Genomic DNA, 14,803 nt, shown 5'->3' on the forward strand with positions numbered 1-14,803 from the left:
GAGCCGCAGAGTTTACATTCAAATTTCAATTCTGACATTCAGGCGTCTGCGGCCGGATCGCACACACGTAGCCCTGTAGGGCCGTCAGTTTGTCGATCTCGCGCTGATCGTCTCCAGCGACTGCAAAAACGCGTTCCGCAACCGCTGGGTCGACGTCTGCGAAGGCGGCGGCACCATCGCCCATGCCGGCGGCGCTGGAAGCGCCGGACATGCCGTCGCGATCGGCTGCCGCGCAGTTTCGGACAGCGACGCGCAGCCGCTCAGTGCCAGCGGCAAGAGCAGCCCGCAGGCTGCGATTCTCGCTTTCATGCTCGTTCCTATCCTTCGTGGTTCGTTGGTCGACGGCGGCCACCGCCGACGCCGCCGCATCGTGCGCGGCGATCGCACGCTGTTCGGCGTCGAGCGCCGCGTGCGAGATCGCGTCCAACGCTTCGGCGTGCCGCTGTGCGTCGAGCGCTCGCGCGGCCTGCTCGTCGGCAAGCCGGCGTGCGCCGATCAGGTGCTCGACGCCAGCGCCGGCCGCCATGCCAAGCAGCGCGGCCAACAGATACGGGGTTGCTTTCGGCATCACAGTCCCCGTTCGCAAATTGCGCGTTCCGTGGCGCGGCGTTTCACGAGACCCGGCAGCACTCGCCCGCCGGCAGTCACCCACTGCGGCCGGCCATTGTCCGACTCGTTGATCGCGCGGCACGCGCCCCGCCAGTCGCCCGCATTGAATCGCTTCGCGGTTGTGCTGCCGCAGTAGGCTCGCGGCCCGATGTTGTAGGCGAAGCTCACCGCCGCCGCGAGCTGATATGTGTGCCCCCTCAAGCCGGGCGTGCATGTCATGACCGGCTCCGCGTGCTCTATGAGCCGTTGCTCGAGCCGCGCGCGGCATTCATCACGCGTGAAGCGCTGGCTCGCGTACACGTCTTTCGTATCGCCGTTGCATGCCGTGACGATGCCGATCGGATCTGGCCGCGCGACAAGCACCTCGCCCTCAAATGCAGGAACGATAGAAAGCAAAAGGGCCGCTGTCGCGGCCCCTACCACTCCAATCAGCGTCTTCTTCTCAGCCATCGTGATGCTCCAGTTCACGCAGGCGTGCGGCAAGCTCGATTTGCTCTCGACGATCCTTACGCCGTGCGAAGTAAAAATTCAATCCGAATGTCGCGATCGCCGTGAGAATCCCGACGATGACGCCGATATCAGTCAACGTAAGCGACGACGCAACCGACGCTATGCTTCCCGCGTAGCTCACGGCTTCCGTAGGACTAGCTCGCATCCACTCCTCGCAGAAATGAAAAAGCCGCCCAAAGGCGGTGTATTAAATGATCCCAGTGCCATCAATCACCATGAACTGCATGCGCCAGCACTCTCGAAACGTCGTGATGTTCGGCGCTCTCCCCCCGTTGTAAATCTGAGTTCCCCAACTGACATCGCCACCGCTCACCCGAACCATCCCTATTTCAAGGATGTCCCAAAGCCGCTGATTGCTGTTCGACGAGCCCCAGATATAGTGCGCCGCCCACATGCTCGATATCAGCACTGGCCGTCCGTACGAACGCAGTTGCCAAGGCGGATTCGGCGCGCCCTCGACCGTCCATCCTTCGCCGCCATTCGCGGGCATGTAAGCGTCGTACACAACGTCGAGGACACGAAAGAAGGGACTCGCGGCATCGGCAATCAGTTGTCCGTGTCCATCGAACACCTGAAGCCCGAATCCTCTGCTAGATACCGGGACTTTCGAAAAAACGAAGAACCGCACCGTCGTCTGAACTTCAGTGATGAAGCGTACGGTGTACGTCTGACCATCACGGCTGTTGGCGTCCCAGAGAGAAACGCCAACGCCCGAATCCGCAGAAAACGCATACAGCGGCGCTTCCGCGGAGAAGGTAAACGAGCACACCCAAAACTGCCCTTGATATTGAATGTTCTTATCGTTCCAGGCCGTATCGATACGAATCGACTGCGATACAGCCGACATTGACTGTACGAGCTGGTAATTCGGCGTCAGTCCATCGATCTGAAAGACGCCAGAGTCTGTAAAGGCTTGAAATCCTGCCGCCATCAAAACACCCCGAAAATGAGCCACCCCGGCACTGGCGTTCGGTAGTTGCTGTTACCGTCGGCGCTGTATCGCCACGAGATGCCGCCCGCGCCGATCTGTACGATCGGAACGGGCGCATTCATCGAGATATGCTGAAACAACCAGTCCGGCATGAAAGACCAGAACGGCGTCCCGCGCGACAAATCGGCGGACACGCTGCCCCCCGCACCGTCCCGTATTCGTTGCATGCCCAAGACCCGCCCGCACCTCGTCGTTCCGTCGAGCCAGATGCGGCCGACGTTGTCGAAGATCTGAAGCCCCGCTGTCATTGTTGCCATACCCCCCATCGCACGCGAAGAACCCCGTTCGCGTCGTACGTGCGCCCCCCATTGCTATCGACCACCGTTCGGTTTCCCTGCCCATCAGTCGAGTTGATCTCAAACCAACCGCTCTTGTCGATCCGCCACCCCTGCCGGCCCGCGATGTAGTTGTCGGACTGGATGTAACTGCCGATCATCGCGTTCGTGATCCAGCCCGCGCCGATCAGCGCTTGGCGCAAGAACACCTGCCCGCCCTGTACGACGAACGGCGCGCCAATCACGCCCGCGCCGTCTTCGTCGATCACCGCAAACCGCTTCGCCGACACAAGCACCTGCGATTCGACGACGCCGCTTTCGTTGTCGATGCCCACGCCGATCGCCGCCATGTATTTGCGCCCGTCGACGGTCGTCTGCACCTTGACCTGATACGACGCCGAGACGCGCCCGTTCAGGTCGGCATAGGACTTCGCGACGGTCTGCACCGCGGCCACGTTGTCGTTCACCTTTGCCTGAACCGTCGTGATGTCCTGCGCCATCGCGCGCTCGCCTTCGACGCGCGCGATTGTCTCCTTCTGCACAGCAGCGTTCAGCAGGTTCGAGCTCGAGCGCGCCTGAGCCGCCACCGTGTCGACCTTCTTCGCGACCGCCATGTCGCCCTCGGCAATCGCCGACTGCAACGACCAGACGCCGGCATTAAGCGTCTCGTCGCCGGCATAGATGGTCGCGTCGCCCGCCATCGGTGGGGTGATCAGGTCGATCGGCTCGCGCAGATCCGTGCCAAGCGCCGATCTCCTGATCTGCCCGGCGAAATACTTCTCGTAGTCGCTTTGATCCGTGCTCGGCTGCCCCTGCACGCCCGGCCCCTTCGCCGGAAACCACGGTCCGACGTTGCCCGACGTGTCGACCAGTCGCGCCCAAAAATAGAAGACCTGCCCGAGCGCGAGCCCCTGATACGACGTCGAGACTTGTGGATACGCGAAATCCGAGAACTTGATCGCATCGTCGCGACTCGGCGTGCGGCCGTACCAGATCTCCGTACGCTGCGTGTCGCCCGCGGACCCGTCGCCCGGGAACGCCCATTTCAGATCGATCCCGAACACGATGCCCGTCGCGGTCAGCGACACCACCGACGGCGGTGGAGTGGTCTTCCCCGTGAGCACCGTATCGACGCCGTACGCCGGAATCGATGTCACGCCGAGCGCGTTCTCGGCGCGCACGCGCGCGAGGTACTTCCCCTGATAGATGCCCGACACTTCGACCTGCAAGCCGCCCGTCGACGGCGCACGCACCCACTCGCCGTTATCCTTCCGCCATTCGGCGACGTAGCTCGTCGCGTGGCTCGCCGCGTCCCACGCGATCACCATCGTCGTCTTCGATATGCCCTGATCGACCACCGAGTACGTCGACAGGCGCACGTTCGACGGCGGCGGCTGCACTGACGGCGGAACGATCGTGATCGGCCGTTGCTGGATCTGTGCGCCGTCGTCGATCGCCGCGTACTTCCCCGGCTCGTACTGCGTCGCGTTGATCGTGTAGACGATCTGGCCGTCGTCGTCGCTTTCCTGCACGCTCACCACGCGATACTGCTGCGCGGCGAGCTCGCGGCTTTCGACCATCCATACTGCGCCCGGCACCGGATCGGCGTCGAAGCGCTGGGCGAGCGTGACCGTGTCGCCGTCGACCGACTTGACCGCGCGCGCCTGCGCAATACCCGACGGCAGAATCGCCGTGAAGCGATCGCCCGCCGTGATCGTCGGCGCCTTGTCGAGCGTGATCGTTTCGCCGGCCACAGCGCGGATGCGCCCGCCGATCCGGCGGCCGGCCCTCTTTGGATCGGCGACCGCAATCACCTGTCCCGGCGCACAAAGCGTCCCGTCGAGCCCGACCTGAAACGACACCGTGCCGGTTTCGTATCGCGACGTCAGCAGCAACCAGCGCCCGAGGCGGTGCGCCTGCGCCTGCGACGTGCAGCCAAACGCTGTGACTTCCGTCTTGATGACGCCGTATCGCGCGATCCCGTCGTCGTCCTGCACTGCTTCGACAGCCTGCTTGTACTGGTTCGTCGGATCGTTGTAGCTGACGAGCGCGACCGTGTAGCGTGTCTTGCGCTCGCTACCAACGTACTTGAACGCACCGCCGACGACATTCGCGGCCGTGTAGAGATAGACCGGATCGGACGGCATGTCCGCCGACGCGACGACCGACCCGGCGCCCCAGTACGAAATGCCGCGAAAAACGCTCGCGATATCCTGCACGACCTTGAACGCGTCCGCCTTTGTCTGAATCACGCAGTTGCACGTAAAGCGCGGTTCCTTGCCGCCCTTCCCATCCGATACCAGTTCGTCACAGTGACGCGCGATCGCGTACAGCGCCCACTTGTCGACCATCGACGCATCGACACGGTCGCCCAATCCGTAGAGCTTGTCGAGCAATAGGCCGTAGTAGACCCAAGCCGGATTGTTCGTCCATGCCATCTTGAACGTGCCATCCCACGTGCCCGAATACGTGCGGGTTTCCGGGTCGTAATTTGTCGGAACACGGAAGATCATCCCCCGCACGTGATACGAGCGCACCGGAACGCTTGAGAACGAGCGCGCGTCGAAGGTCATGCCGACGAGCGCCGTCATCGGATAGCGGAGCTTCCGATCGATGATCTCGGTGATCGCCTCGATGTTGACCGCATCGGCAATCGTGGCCGTGTGCGCGTTCGGCGTGATGCGGCGCACACGGATCAGCCAACCATTTTTCGCGCGCGGCAACTCGATCCGATGCGAGCGCTCGTAGAGCGACGTCGTCTTGCCATCGAACGCGCCAGCCAGCACCTGCGCATACGACCCGCCGTCGACCGACAAGTCGATCGCATAGTCGACGCGATAGCCCGTGATGTTGCCGTTCGACGTGTCCTGACGCTGTAGCGCCGGCACGCCGAAGCGCACGCGCACCGCAGTCAACTGCGTATTCTGGATCTGCCTCACCCACGGCGCGTCGGACGTCAGCGGCACGCCGACACCGGCTTCACGCTCGACGGCCGGAAAGCCCGGCACGTGGTCCTGATCCTGCGTGCCGGTTCGCACGTCGACGGTGTAGTTCTGGAAGTTCAGCGAGCCGTCCGCGTTCTGGATCGGCGTGCCGTCGAGATAGACCGATTGCAGGCCGTTCACCAGCCCGACGATCGGCCCCTCCGAGATCACGTCAAGCACCTTCGCGCGCGCGATCGAATGCAGGCTGTCGGGCGATTCACTGCTGCCACCGCCACCACCACCGCCCTTGGCGCCGTAGATGCGCTTCAACCCGCCTTCAGCATGGACCTTCTTCAAACCTGATCCTCCGCATAGATTCCCGAACTGACCACCTTCGAGCCGACGACCATTTCGCCGATGACGAGCGGCACCGGCTCGCCCTGTGCAGCGCTGTTCACGGGACCGTTGAAGTAGTACGACGTGCCATTGTTGGCCGCGCCCGCGAGGCCGGCCTGTTGCGGACTGAGCATCTGCACGATGCCGCCCAATGCCATCGACGCACCGAGCCCCATCAGCGACGCGCCCCACGGCTGCGCAAAACCGAACGTCGCGACCGCGCCGACCGCGACGAGTGCGGCGCCGAGGATCGTGTTGAAGAGCCCGCCGCGCTTGCTGCCGACGATTACCGGCGCAATGCGAATTTCATCTCGCCCCACCGGATGCTCGAGCTCGTCCTCGGCGAGATTGCGCCGGCCGTTGAACACGGCGAACGTCAGGCCGGCATCGCGCGCTGACGTCAGGAACGCGCGGAAGCCAGGAATCAGCACCGACAGCGCGCGCACGGCCTCCGCGGTCGACGAAACCGCCAGACGATGAACTCTTCCGAAACGCCCACCGAGCACCCCATACAACCTTATCGTGCGAAGCGTCTCGTTCACTTTCGATCTCCCACATAGCGCAGTACCGTCGTGCAGCAGTCGGCCCACATTCCGCCCCACACCGCGCGCGCGGACAAACGCCCGTGCATGTGATGCAGGAACTGTCCGTCGCCCAGATACACGCCCGCGTGATTCGGCACGCCGTTCTTGCTGCGGACCTGCATCAGCAACACGTCGCCGACCTGCAACGTCACGTCGCGGCCGACGTCGAGAAAGCCTGCGTCCTGATAGTGGTTGAGGTAGAGGTTCGACCGACCGTCGTTCCACCACTCGTCCTCGCGCTCGAAGTCGGGTAGCGAAACGCCGCGCTCGGCGAGATACCAGTCGCGCACGATCGCGTAGCAGTCGTGCACGCCATGTACGAACTGGCGGCCGACCAACTGCGCGACGTAGCCGGCCGGCGCGAACTCGCACCAGTCGTCGACACCGATCGAGCCGTCGGCCTGCACGCCGAGCGACACGATCACCCACTTCGCGATGCCGCTGCGCTCGCACATCGCGCGATCCGCTTCGCTCGGCTGCGCCAACGCCCCCGGATGCGAATGCACGAGAGCTGCGATCTCGCCAGCATCTTCCGCGGCGGCGTAGTCCTCGGATGCGAGCGCGAATTGGTCCGTCGGCGCGGCTGCGAGGTTTCGGCAGGGCACGTACGTCTCGCCGCTCGCCGTCTTCACGACCAACCCGCAGCACTCGCGCGGATACTCTGCGATCGCGTGCGCCTCGATCGCCTTCTTGATTTGTTCGTCCATAAAAAACCCGCCGTGTGGCGGGTCCTCATATCGAAACTGTTTCGTGCATCACGCCATCGTGTCGCACAGGAAGCCGCCGAACGGCAATGGGTTGTTCACACCGAATCGACGTTCGCAACCGCTGATCTTCTTGCTGCATCGATCGAGCGCGGGATCGCTTACCGGGTTGTCGTCCTTGTCGAAACACGCCGCTCCGGTATAGCCGCACTCGGGACCGCGATACCCCAATTGGCAGATCGAAATGATCTGCCGCTTCGGCAGTTGCTGGCCGCCAAAGTCGAGCGGCGACGACAGCGTGAATTCGACGTGCAATCCCGGCTGCTCGTCGCTCTTCTGTTCAATCCGCCACTGCTGCGTCGGCATTTCCTCGTGCGGGTCCGCCGTCGGATTGCCGGCCGGAAAATTCACGGCGTCGAGGTAGCGCGCGAGTGTCCGGCGCCGGAACACCTTCGCGCCGACGAGATCGCCAAGCGCAACGCACAGCGCCGAAATCGTTCCGTTAATGTCACCCACCCGCAGCGTCGGCGATGGCTGCTGCGCGTCGGATGTCTGCTCGAAGCCGGTGGCCTGAATCGGCCACGACCTGTACTCGCGCCCCTGCCATACGATCGACGTCGACTGAAGATGCCGATGAAAGCGCAGCACGTCGGCGCCAATTTCCGTGCAGTCGACTTCGAAAAACTCAATCAGACGGCCCGGCTCCAGCTGCTGGATGTCTGCCGTTACACTCACTTCGCCGCCTCCAATTCCGCAATCCGCCTGAGCGCGTCCTGTAACGCCGCATCCGTCTCGAGCAAGCCGGCCAACAACACGCCAACGGCATTCGTGTAACGGAAGGTTAGCGACGGCCGCCCCCTCGGCGGCCCGCTCTCGCCGAAAATCTCCTTGCCGCTCTCGTCGTACTGACGCACGATGAAATCGCCGTCCTCGTCGATCTCGGGCCCCTCGCCGAGCAGTTCCGGGAAATCCCACCACTCGTTTGCGATGACGCCAGCCTGCCGCCCCACGTCCGGACTGCTCTTTGGCAGATATGTCACGCCCCGCTTACCACGCAGCCGCGCCATCACGTTTTCGAGCGTCCTGATGTCGGACTTGAAAGCGCGATCCGATGCCTGATTGAAGTTCGATGCGGTCAACACGCCGAACGTTGAGGCGTTGTAGTTGACACACTGCAATTCGGCGACCGACGTATTGTTCGAAACTCGCAGTTGTACCCCAACGGTATTGTTCAGCCCCGAAAACCCGAGGTAGCTTAAACCGCCCGTTCCGTTCAGATGCAAATTCGCCTGAGTGTGTAGCCCCGCGGGGGCCACCGCGATTTCCTGAGTCTGCGTGAACGTCTTCTTCGATCCGACTGTTTGCGGCGTATCTAGCGTCATCGGCTGCGCGAGATTGCCGCTGTGCCAGAGATACCCGATATGCGTTTTGTCGACTGTCGCCCCGAGTTGCCAGCCGTTCGCAACATCACTCCAGTCGAACCGCAGCGCGTGCCCCTTGGCGCATACCGTGACGACTTCGTCGTTGACGCGAAATGTATGATCGTTGAGTAGGTATTGGTACGATCCTCCAGATTCCGAAGACCACCAACCCACCGACCCGCTGTTCCCGTAGAAATAGCCCGGCATCTTGCCCATATATATATGGGCTTCGTCGGAGGCCGGCTCGACATGGATAGGTCCGCCTACCGTAAGCCCTTGCCCGACGGTCAGACTACCGCCGACGACTTCATCCCACATCATCCGACCACGCTCGGCGACATGCCAAATCTTTGCGCCATCAGACACGTACTTCACCCAGTCGCCGGTATTCAAAGCCGTGAGCTGCGACATGTCGCCTGCCTGAAGCTTGATTGACACCTTCTGCTGCACGTTAAACAGATGGATGCACGAATTCGGCCGCACGGACGCAGCGAGTGGCAACCCGATCTCCTTTCCCGCATCGGCAATCCACAGCCCGAACCGTTTCCCAACATGGTCCGGCGTCAGGTTCTCGCTGTCGTTGAAAAATCCAATATCGAGCGGGGTCGAGCGCTCGACCACGTCGAAATTCTCGTTCGTCTTGATGTGCGCGACGCGGTTGTCGTCGCCATCCCGCCCGCCCGGCGGCGTACCCAATTTGATCTTTTGAAGCACTGACATCTGAGCTCCTACGCAGAAAACGTCTCTTCGAACTGCGCCGTCATCGTGTACGCGGCGCCGTTCTTGATCGGCTCGGAATATTTTTCGCAGACGAACAGCCCGCGGTCGCGAAGCGGTGGCGCCCAGTAAAACGACTCCGCGCCGGCGTGCCGGTCGAGGAAATCGATGATCGCCACGATCTTCTCGGCATCGCCGACGAACCGAAGATTGAACGTCGATTCGCGATTGTTCAGGCCGTCCGCGGCACGCTGTGTATAGCCGTCGCCGAACTGCGCCTTACGCACGCGCAACGTCGTATCGCCACCGTGCCCCTGCGTCGTCGACGGCCAATGAAATGTATCTTTCATCTCGCCATTCCTTGTTTGAAATTCCACAACGTGCCGCCCTGCCGGAACTCGCGTTGTATGAACTCACGCATCATCTGTTCAAACAGCTTCTTGAAATCGCCGAGCGCGATCAGGCTTGCAGGACTCGCCGAGCCGCCCTCGATCGTGACCGGCGCGCTGACCGAGATTCCGCCGTCGCGCATCGACGAATCGCCTCCGCCCGCACTCCCGCCAACGAGCCCGCCAGCGGCGAATCGCGCGAAGCCCGACCGGCCAGCCGCATTCAATCGCTCGAGGTGCGCACGAACGCCAGGCTGCGACACCACCGCCGAGCGGACCACGAACTCGCCGTTCGAAAGCTGCGCCGGGATGCTGTCGCTCGTGGACGTGCCCGGCCCCCACACCGCACCTCCCGTCGCGAGGTGAAAGCCGTAGGCGTTAGAACCGACAGCCGCACTCGCTGCACCACCGAACGCACCCACGGCATCGGAAGCGCTGCCGAAGCCCAACGCCGAGCCGATCGCCCCGAATACCTGAGACATCGCCGCGCGCGCCGAAAACCGTGCGAGATCCGCGATCATGCTGTCGACCAGTCCGCGGAAATTGAGCTTGCCCGACGTCGCGAACGAGACGAGCGCATCCTCGGCGTTACGGAACGAACTCGTCAGCGCTTCCTCGGCCATCTGGGCCGCGTTTTGCGCCGACTCCTGATAGACCGCCAGCGCCCGCTTCACGCCAACCCGCCAGTCGGCCTGCAACGCGAGCCGCTGCTCGACATAGCCGCGCTCGCGCGCGACCTGTTCGACCTCGGCCGCGTTGATACGCTCGATCTCAGCAAGATATTCCGGCGACCCGAGCGTGCCGTCTTTGCGCGCGCCCTTCGTCAGCTCATCGCGGCGGCGCCGGAATTCGTCGCCCACGCGATTGACAGCCTGATTCAGCTCGCGCGCGTTGTCCCCCATCGACATCGCCGCAAGCTCACGCTGCACGTCGCGCTGACGCTCGGCCGCGTAGTCCGCGAGCTCCGCATCGATCTGCGCACTGCGCTCCTTCAGCTTGTTGATCGCGTCGCGGTAGCGCACCTCCTTTTCGAGCTGTGCGGCCTGCTCGAACCTCGCGCGAATCTCCTGCTGATCACGGAGCAGGCTCTTGTCATCGTCCGACAGCTTCTTGCGCTTGCCGCGCAGGTCCGCCACCTTCTGATCGAACGCGAGCAGATCCTTTTGCGACTGCGTCAGCTTGTCGGTCGCGACCGCCTCGACGCGCAGTTGCGCGATCCGCTGCCGGATGTTGTCGAGCATGCGCTCGCTTTCCAGCGAGTGAACGCCACTGCCCTTCGCTACGCGGGCCGCCGCGGCGTTGGTGGATACGCGTGACGTCTGCGCCGCAGCGGACGCGATCGTCTCGTCGAAAGCCTGCTGCCCGCGCGCGGCAGCCGCGGCGCGCGCCGCGTCGGCGTTGAAGCCGAACTTCTCGAATTTCTTGTTTGATAGGTCGGCTTGAAACTCGGCGAGCGCCTCCGCAACCACCATCTGCTGATTCATCAGCGCGAGCTCGCGCGTCAGATTGTCGATGTTGGTTCGCGCGCCCGCCACGGCTTTCGAATCCTTGTCGGCGATCGCCTTTTCGAGCGACTTGTACGCGTCGGCGCGCCCGGCGATCAGCCCCGCCATGCGGACCTGCGCGTCATTCGCGCTCTTCGTCCTCGCCTCGTATTCGGCCTTCTGACGGGCCGTCATACCGATGACGTCGGATTCCTCCTTGAGCTTGTGGACGTACTTCTCCCAAGCCTCCTGCGCCATCCCGCCGGCAAAGAAATTGGTCGCGTCCGACAGCAGCCGCACGCCGTCGTTAGCGCCCCGCGCGGCTACGTCCATCGCCGTGAGTGCTTGCGCGCCCTTCTGCGACGCGAGGCTCGCCGTGTCGATCGCGCCGGCGGCTCGGACAAGTTCGGCACGTAGTTCGTCGCCGCCGTCTGTTGCGGACACGAAGCGGTCAATCAACTGACCGATCTCGCGCGACTTCTCGTCGACGCCCAGGTCTGCCGCCCTGATGCGATCCAACCCAGCAAGAAATTGATCCAGCTCGGCTTGATAAGCGTCCGGCATGACGGACGGCGCATCGCCAAACGTCGGCACCATGACACTTTGCGCCGCCCGCATCGCCAGACTCCGGTACGCGGACTGCGCGTCGTCTGCCGCGCGCGACGTCTCTTGCTTCGTGCGCAGCCGCTCCGACTCCTGCAACAGCGGCGTCAGTTGCCGATACTTGTCGATGATCTGATCGAGCGGCGCCTGCATGTCGATCAGGCTCGACGTCGCGCCGCTCGCGTTGTCGCGAAACAGCAGCCAGTTCGCGGCGGCGCCGAGCGCCACTGTGCCCACCGTCGCCAGAATGCCCGGCAAGCCGCCAACGGCCGCCAGCAATCCCGATCCGACCGATCGCATCATCGAGCCAGTACGCACGAATGCCGTCTGCGCCGCAGTCGCTCGCTCGGTCGCCGACGTCAGGCTGGCCGACGTCGCCGCCGCCGAGCGCTCCGCCCGCTCGCGCGCCTGCGTGGCGAGCGCGACGCCACGCTCGGCCTGCGCAAGGCCGCGATCCGTCTCGGCAAGAGATGCTGTGTAGCGCGCTTTGTCGATCGTGCCTTGCCTCGCTGCCGCCTCGAGCGCCGTGCGCCGCTGCTGCGCGAGCGCGAGCGACGCCTCGGCGCGCTCGAGTTCCTGCTGCGCGGCGGCCGTCTCGCGGGCAATGATCGCCGCATACGGCATGCCCGCGATGCGCGCGCCGATTTCCTGACTGCCGGCGACGTTCGCGCGCGCCGTCGCGACGTGCGCTTGCGCCGCCGCCTCGACGGCACGCGCTTCGGCAAGCCTCGCTTCGGTGTACTTGATCGAGCCGGCCGTCAACGCCGACTGCATCGCGAGGCTTTCGCGCATCGCGCGCATGCCTGCGAGCTCGGCCTGTGCCGCCGCCTCAGCCGCTTGCGCGTTTTGCAGCTTCGCCGCGGCGGCTTCGCGATCACTCTGCGCTTTGGCGAGCGCCGCTTGCGCCGCCTCGTGCTGCTTGACCGTCTCCTCAACGAGCGCCCGGCGCGCCCCGACCCACGCCGTCGCCGCCTGCGTCGCCGCGACCGCGGATTGCCCGAAGTACACGGCAATCCGCCCGGCCGCGAGCGACACGCCGAGTTTCACGATGCCGTCGAGGTGCTCCGCGACGTACGTGATCCCCTGCGCGAGCTTTTGGCTCGCGCCGGTCGCGTCGTTCGCGCTCCCGACATACGCGACGATCTCCGTTTGCAGGCGCGTCATCGCCTGCCCGACGGTCACGTTGACCTTGCCAAACAGATCGTTCGTGCTCGCCCCGGCGCGCGTCAGCGCATCGATCAGGTTCTCGACGGTGAGCTTGCCGTCTTCCGCAAGTGACTTGAGCTGCGCCGTGCTCGTACCCATGCCGCGCGCGATCGCGTCCGCGACGCCGGGCAGCTCCTCGAGCACGCTTTTCAGATCCTGCCCGCGCAGCTGACCGGCGGCGAACGCCTGCCCGAGCTGCACGATACCGAGCCGCGCCGTATCGGCCGAGACGCCCGACAGCGCAACCGCCTTACCGATCGTCTCGACGAGCGGCCCGACCTGCTTGATCGTCAGGCCGAGGTGCGACGTGTTGTTCGCGATCCGTTGATACAGCTCAGCGGTCGCGTCGAGCGGCTGCCGCGTATCGCGCGCGATCCGTAGCACGTCGTTCTGCGCGATCGCGAAATCGACTTGATCGCGCGTGACGATCCGCAGCCGGTTGCTAAGGTTCGTCCATTCGTCGGCGTACTCGATCAGTTGATGCACGCCGAACGCCGCCGCAGCGGCCTGCGCGTATTCGCGAATCGAGCTGCGCGCCACGTCGAGCGCGCGTACCGTGACCTGCACGCTCGCGGCATTCGAGGCAAACGCCGCGTCCGCCGTGCGCCCGCCGTCACGAACTGCATTGAAATACGAGCCGGCCGTCGACGCAAGACCGCGCATGCGGCGGTCGTATTCGGTCGTATTCGCCGTGACGCTGACGATCAGCTCGCGAAGGCTCGTTGCCATAGTGTTTGTTCTCGCCTACTTCGCCATGCGCATCAGGGCGGCTTGAAACGGATCGCCGCCCCCTTCCTCATCCTTCACCGTCGCGGGCTCGCCGGACCAGTTCGGCATCATGTCCGACACCTTGACCTTCGCGCCCTGCGACTGGAACGCCGCCGCCGCGATCATCGCCGCATGCAGATCCGCGCGATCGTCCGCAATGGGCGATTCCGCGTCTAATGCAATCCAGAGATTCAACTCGGCCGACGACATCTGCTCGCGCAGCTCGGCCAACGTCTTGCCGAGCCGCAGCGCGAGCGACATCAGGAAGCGGAGACCTGGGGTTCGGCGGAAGGCTTTTTTCCGTCTTCGACCGGGTCGACGTTCAGCTTTCCGAGCTCGAGTGCCTTGACGACGACGCGGTCGTGTACGGCGCCGTACGCCGTCACGATCGCGCCAACGTCTTCATCCGCAAACAGGCGCTGCCAACTCGACGACGTCTTTACGAACACGACGCGAACGAATAACCGCGCACTGGCCTGCGAGTGTGCCGCCGCACTGATTCGCTCATATTTCTCGCGGGCGGCCGGCTCGTCGTCTTCGTCCGTCACGCGAGCAGCGTCTTGGAGCGGTTCGATCCAGAACATGCGATCGCCGACGGTTGGCTCGCGCACGGCGATCGTCTCGTCGTTCCACTCCGGCACGGTAATTAGCTCGTGCCGCCAGCCGGTCAGCGGATCGAGCGCAGCGGCGCGCAGGTCCGACAGCCCTTGAATTTCGTTTTCCACGTACATCTCCTATCTGTGCTCCGGAGTTAGGCCGCCGGCGGCGGCACGAGCTTCGGTGCGCCGCTCACACGCACGCTGTACGTCGCCGAGATCAGTCCGTTGACCGACGCCGCCCATGTGTACTGACGCACCATGCCGGCGAACAGGAACTGCGACTTGTCGGCGAAGGTGACGCGGAACACGTGCTTTTCGCCTGTCGCGCGCGCGGCACGCAGAATGTTTTGCCCTTCGTCGTTCGACTGGTAATTGCCATCGACGGAAAATTCGCCCGGATCGGGCAAGCCGAGCTCGGATTCCTTTTCGTCGCTCGCAAACGTCGTCGCGTCGATTTCTTCCGATTGCCCGCCCTGCCACTGGATCTGTTTGCCCGTCGCGCTCAGATCGATGAACACCAGATCGGCCGCGTCGAGATCAGTCGACGCAACTTTCGAGACCTCCACCTTGGTCCCCTGTGCCTTGGTGCGCCTGCTTTTGTCAGCCATATGCCCCTCACAAAT

The 14,803-nt window shown here is 63.9% G+C and carries 15 protein-coding genes; all 15 read right to left on the reverse strand.

Translation table 11 applies throughout. The annotated features are described in order from the left end of the window. Positions 1–25: 25 nt before the first annotated feature. The 15 genes from WT60_RS12650 to WT60_RS12720 are packed head-to-tail and all read right to left on the reverse strand — an operon-like array spanning position 26 to position 14,788. Positions 26–568: a lysis system i-spanin subunit Rz gene (locus WT60_RS12650; protein ID WP_060355355.1), complete on the reverse strand. Its 543-nt coding sequence runs from the start codon at positions 566–568 to the stop codon at positions 26–28. Continuing rightward, positions 568–1,059: a lysozyme gene (locus tag WT60_RS12655; RefSeq protein WP_060355385.1), complete on the reverse strand. Its 492-nt coding sequence runs from the start codon at positions 1,057–1,059 to the stop codon at positions 568–570. Before WT60_RS12655 ends, WT60_RS12650 begins: the two co-directional genes overlap by 1 nt. Then, the gene (locus WT60_RS12660) at positions 1,052–1,264 is read right to left on the reverse strand and encodes a holin (RefSeq protein WP_004552929.1); all 213 of its coding nucleotides are present in this window, start codon (positions 1,262–1,264) and stop codon (positions 1,052–1,054) included. Before WT60_RS12660 ends, WT60_RS12655 begins: the two co-directional genes overlap by 8 nt. Positions 1,265–1,306: 42 nt before the next feature. Further along, positions 1,307–2,050 carry a hypothetical protein gene (locus tag WT60_RS12665; protein ID WP_060355354.1) on the reverse strand — a complete coding sequence of 248 codons (744 nt, stop codon included), beginning with the start codon at positions 2,048–2,050 and terminating at the stop codon, positions 1,307–1,309. Beyond that, positions 2,050–2,358, reverse strand: a complete 309-nt coding sequence (locus tag WT60_RS12670) for a hypothetical protein (protein ID WP_060355353.1) — start codon at positions 2,356–2,358, stop codon at positions 2,050–2,052. The genes WT60_RS12665 and WT60_RS12670 overlap by 1 nt, the downstream gene beginning before the upstream one ends. After that, positions 2,355–5,666: a phage tail protein gene (locus WT60_RS12675; protein ID WP_060355352.1), complete on the reverse strand. Its 3,312-nt coding sequence runs from the start codon at positions 5,664–5,666 to the stop codon at positions 2,355–2,357. Before WT60_RS12675 ends, WT60_RS12670 begins: the two co-directional genes overlap by 4 nt. Beyond that, positions 5,663–6,247, reverse strand: coding sequence for a tail assembly protein (locus WT60_RS12680; protein WP_060355351.1), 585 nt, complete (start codon positions 6,245–6,247; stop codon positions 5,663–5,665). Before WT60_RS12680 ends, WT60_RS12675 begins: the two co-directional genes overlap by 4 nt. Beyond that, positions 6,244–6,996 carry a C40 family peptidase gene (locus WT60_RS12685; RefSeq protein ID WP_038738267.1) on the reverse strand — a complete coding sequence of 251 codons (753 nt, stop codon included), beginning with the start codon at positions 6,994–6,996 and terminating at the stop codon, positions 6,244–6,246. The genes WT60_RS12680 and WT60_RS12685 overlap by 4 nt, the downstream gene beginning before the upstream one ends. A 48-nt stretch (positions 6,997–7,044) precedes the next feature. Next, positions 7,045–7,728, reverse strand: coding sequence for a phage minor tail protein L (locus WT60_RS12690; protein ID WP_060355350.1), 684 nt, complete (start codon positions 7,726–7,728; stop codon positions 7,045–7,047). Beyond that, positions 7,725–9,134, reverse strand: a complete 1,410-nt coding sequence (locus WT60_RS12695; protein ID WP_060355349.1) for a tail fiber domain-containing protein — start codon at positions 9,132–9,134, stop codon at positions 7,725–7,727. Before WT60_RS12695 ends, WT60_RS12690 begins: the two co-directional genes overlap by 4 nt. A gap of 8 nt (positions 9,135–9,142) precedes the next feature. Further along, positions 9,143–9,481: a phage tail protein gene (locus tag WT60_RS12700; RefSeq protein WP_060355348.1), complete on the reverse strand. Its 339-nt coding sequence runs from the start codon at positions 9,479–9,481 to the stop codon at positions 9,143–9,145. Further along, on the reverse strand, positions 9,478–13,542 hold the full coding sequence (locus WT60_RS12705; RefSeq protein ID WP_060355347.1) for a phage tail tape measure protein: 4,065 nt from the start codon (positions 13,540–13,542) through the stop codon (positions 9,478–9,480). Before WT60_RS12705 ends, WT60_RS12700 begins: the two co-directional genes overlap by 4 nt. A 15-nt stretch (positions 13,543–13,557) precedes the next feature. Next, entirely contained in the window at positions 13,558–13,842 is a 285-nt protein-coding gene (locus WT60_RS12710; RefSeq protein ID WP_060355346.1) for a DUF4035 domain-containing protein, read from the reverse strand. Next, positions 13,842–14,306, reverse strand: coding sequence for a phage tail assembly chaperone (locus WT60_RS12715; protein WP_060355384.1), 465 nt, complete (start codon positions 14,304–14,306; stop codon positions 13,842–13,844). Before WT60_RS12715 ends, WT60_RS12710 begins: the two co-directional genes overlap by 1 nt. 26 nt (positions 14,307–14,332) lie before the next feature. Beyond that, positions 14,333–14,788: a phage tail tube protein gene (locus WT60_RS12720; RefSeq protein WP_060355345.1), complete on the reverse strand. Its 456-nt coding sequence runs from the start codon at positions 14,786–14,788 to the stop codon at positions 14,333–14,335. Positions 14,789–14,803: the final 15 nt, after the last annotated feature.

This window comes from Burkholderia sp. MSMB617WGS, from assembly GCF_001532025.2.
GTDB classification, from domain to species: Bacteria; Pseudomonadota; Gammaproteobacteria; order Burkholderiales; family Burkholderiaceae; genus Burkholderia; species Burkholderia savannae.

What these genes read in the sequence shown, in the direction of transcription:
- WT60_RS12685 (WP_038738267.1), bottom strand. Translation starts at nt 6,996, where the DNA reads ATGGACGAACAAATCAAGAAGGCGATCGAGGCGCACGCGATCGCAGAG.
- WT60_RS12665 (WP_060355354.1), bottom strand. Translation starts at nt 2,050, where the DNA reads ATGGCGGCAGGATTTCAAGCCTTTACAGACTCTGGCGTCTTTCAGATC.
- WT60_RS12720 (WP_060355345.1), bottom strand. Translation starts at nt 14,788, where the DNA reads ATGGCTGACAAAAGCAGGCGCACCAAGGCACAGGGGACCAAGGTGGAG.
- WT60_RS12655 (WP_060355385.1), bottom strand. Translation starts at nt 1,059, where the DNA reads ATGGCTGAGAAGAAGACGCTGATTGGAGTGGTAGGGGCCGCGACAGCG.
- WT60_RS12660 (WP_004552929.1), bottom strand. Translation starts at nt 1,264, where the DNA reads ATGCGAGCTAGTCCTACGGAAGCCGTGAGCTACGCGGGAAGCATAGCG.
- WT60_RS12710 (WP_060355346.1), bottom strand. Translation starts at nt 13,842, where the DNA reads ATGTCGCTCGCGCTGCGGCTCGGCAAGACGTTGGCCGAGCTGCGCGAG.
- WT60_RS12700 (WP_060355348.1), bottom strand. Translation starts at nt 9,481, where the DNA reads ATGAAAGATACATTTCATTGGCCGTCGACGACGCAGGGGCACGGTGGC.
- WT60_RS12650 (WP_060355355.1), bottom strand. Translation starts at nt 568, where the DNA reads ATGCCGAAAGCAACCCCGTATCTGTTGGCCGCGCTGCTTGGCATGGCG.
- WT60_RS12670 (WP_060355353.1), bottom strand. Translation starts at nt 2,358, where the DNA reads ATGACAGCGGGGCTTCAGATCTTCGACAACGTCGGCCGCATCTGGCTC.
- WT60_RS12705 (WP_060355347.1), bottom strand. Translation starts at nt 13,542, where the DNA reads ATGGCAACGAGCCTTCGCGAGCTGATCGTCAGCGTCACGGCGAATACG.
- WT60_RS12695 (WP_060355349.1), bottom strand. Translation starts at nt 9,134, where the DNA reads ATGTCAGTGCTTCAAAAGATCAAATTGGGTACGCCGCCGGGCGGGCGG.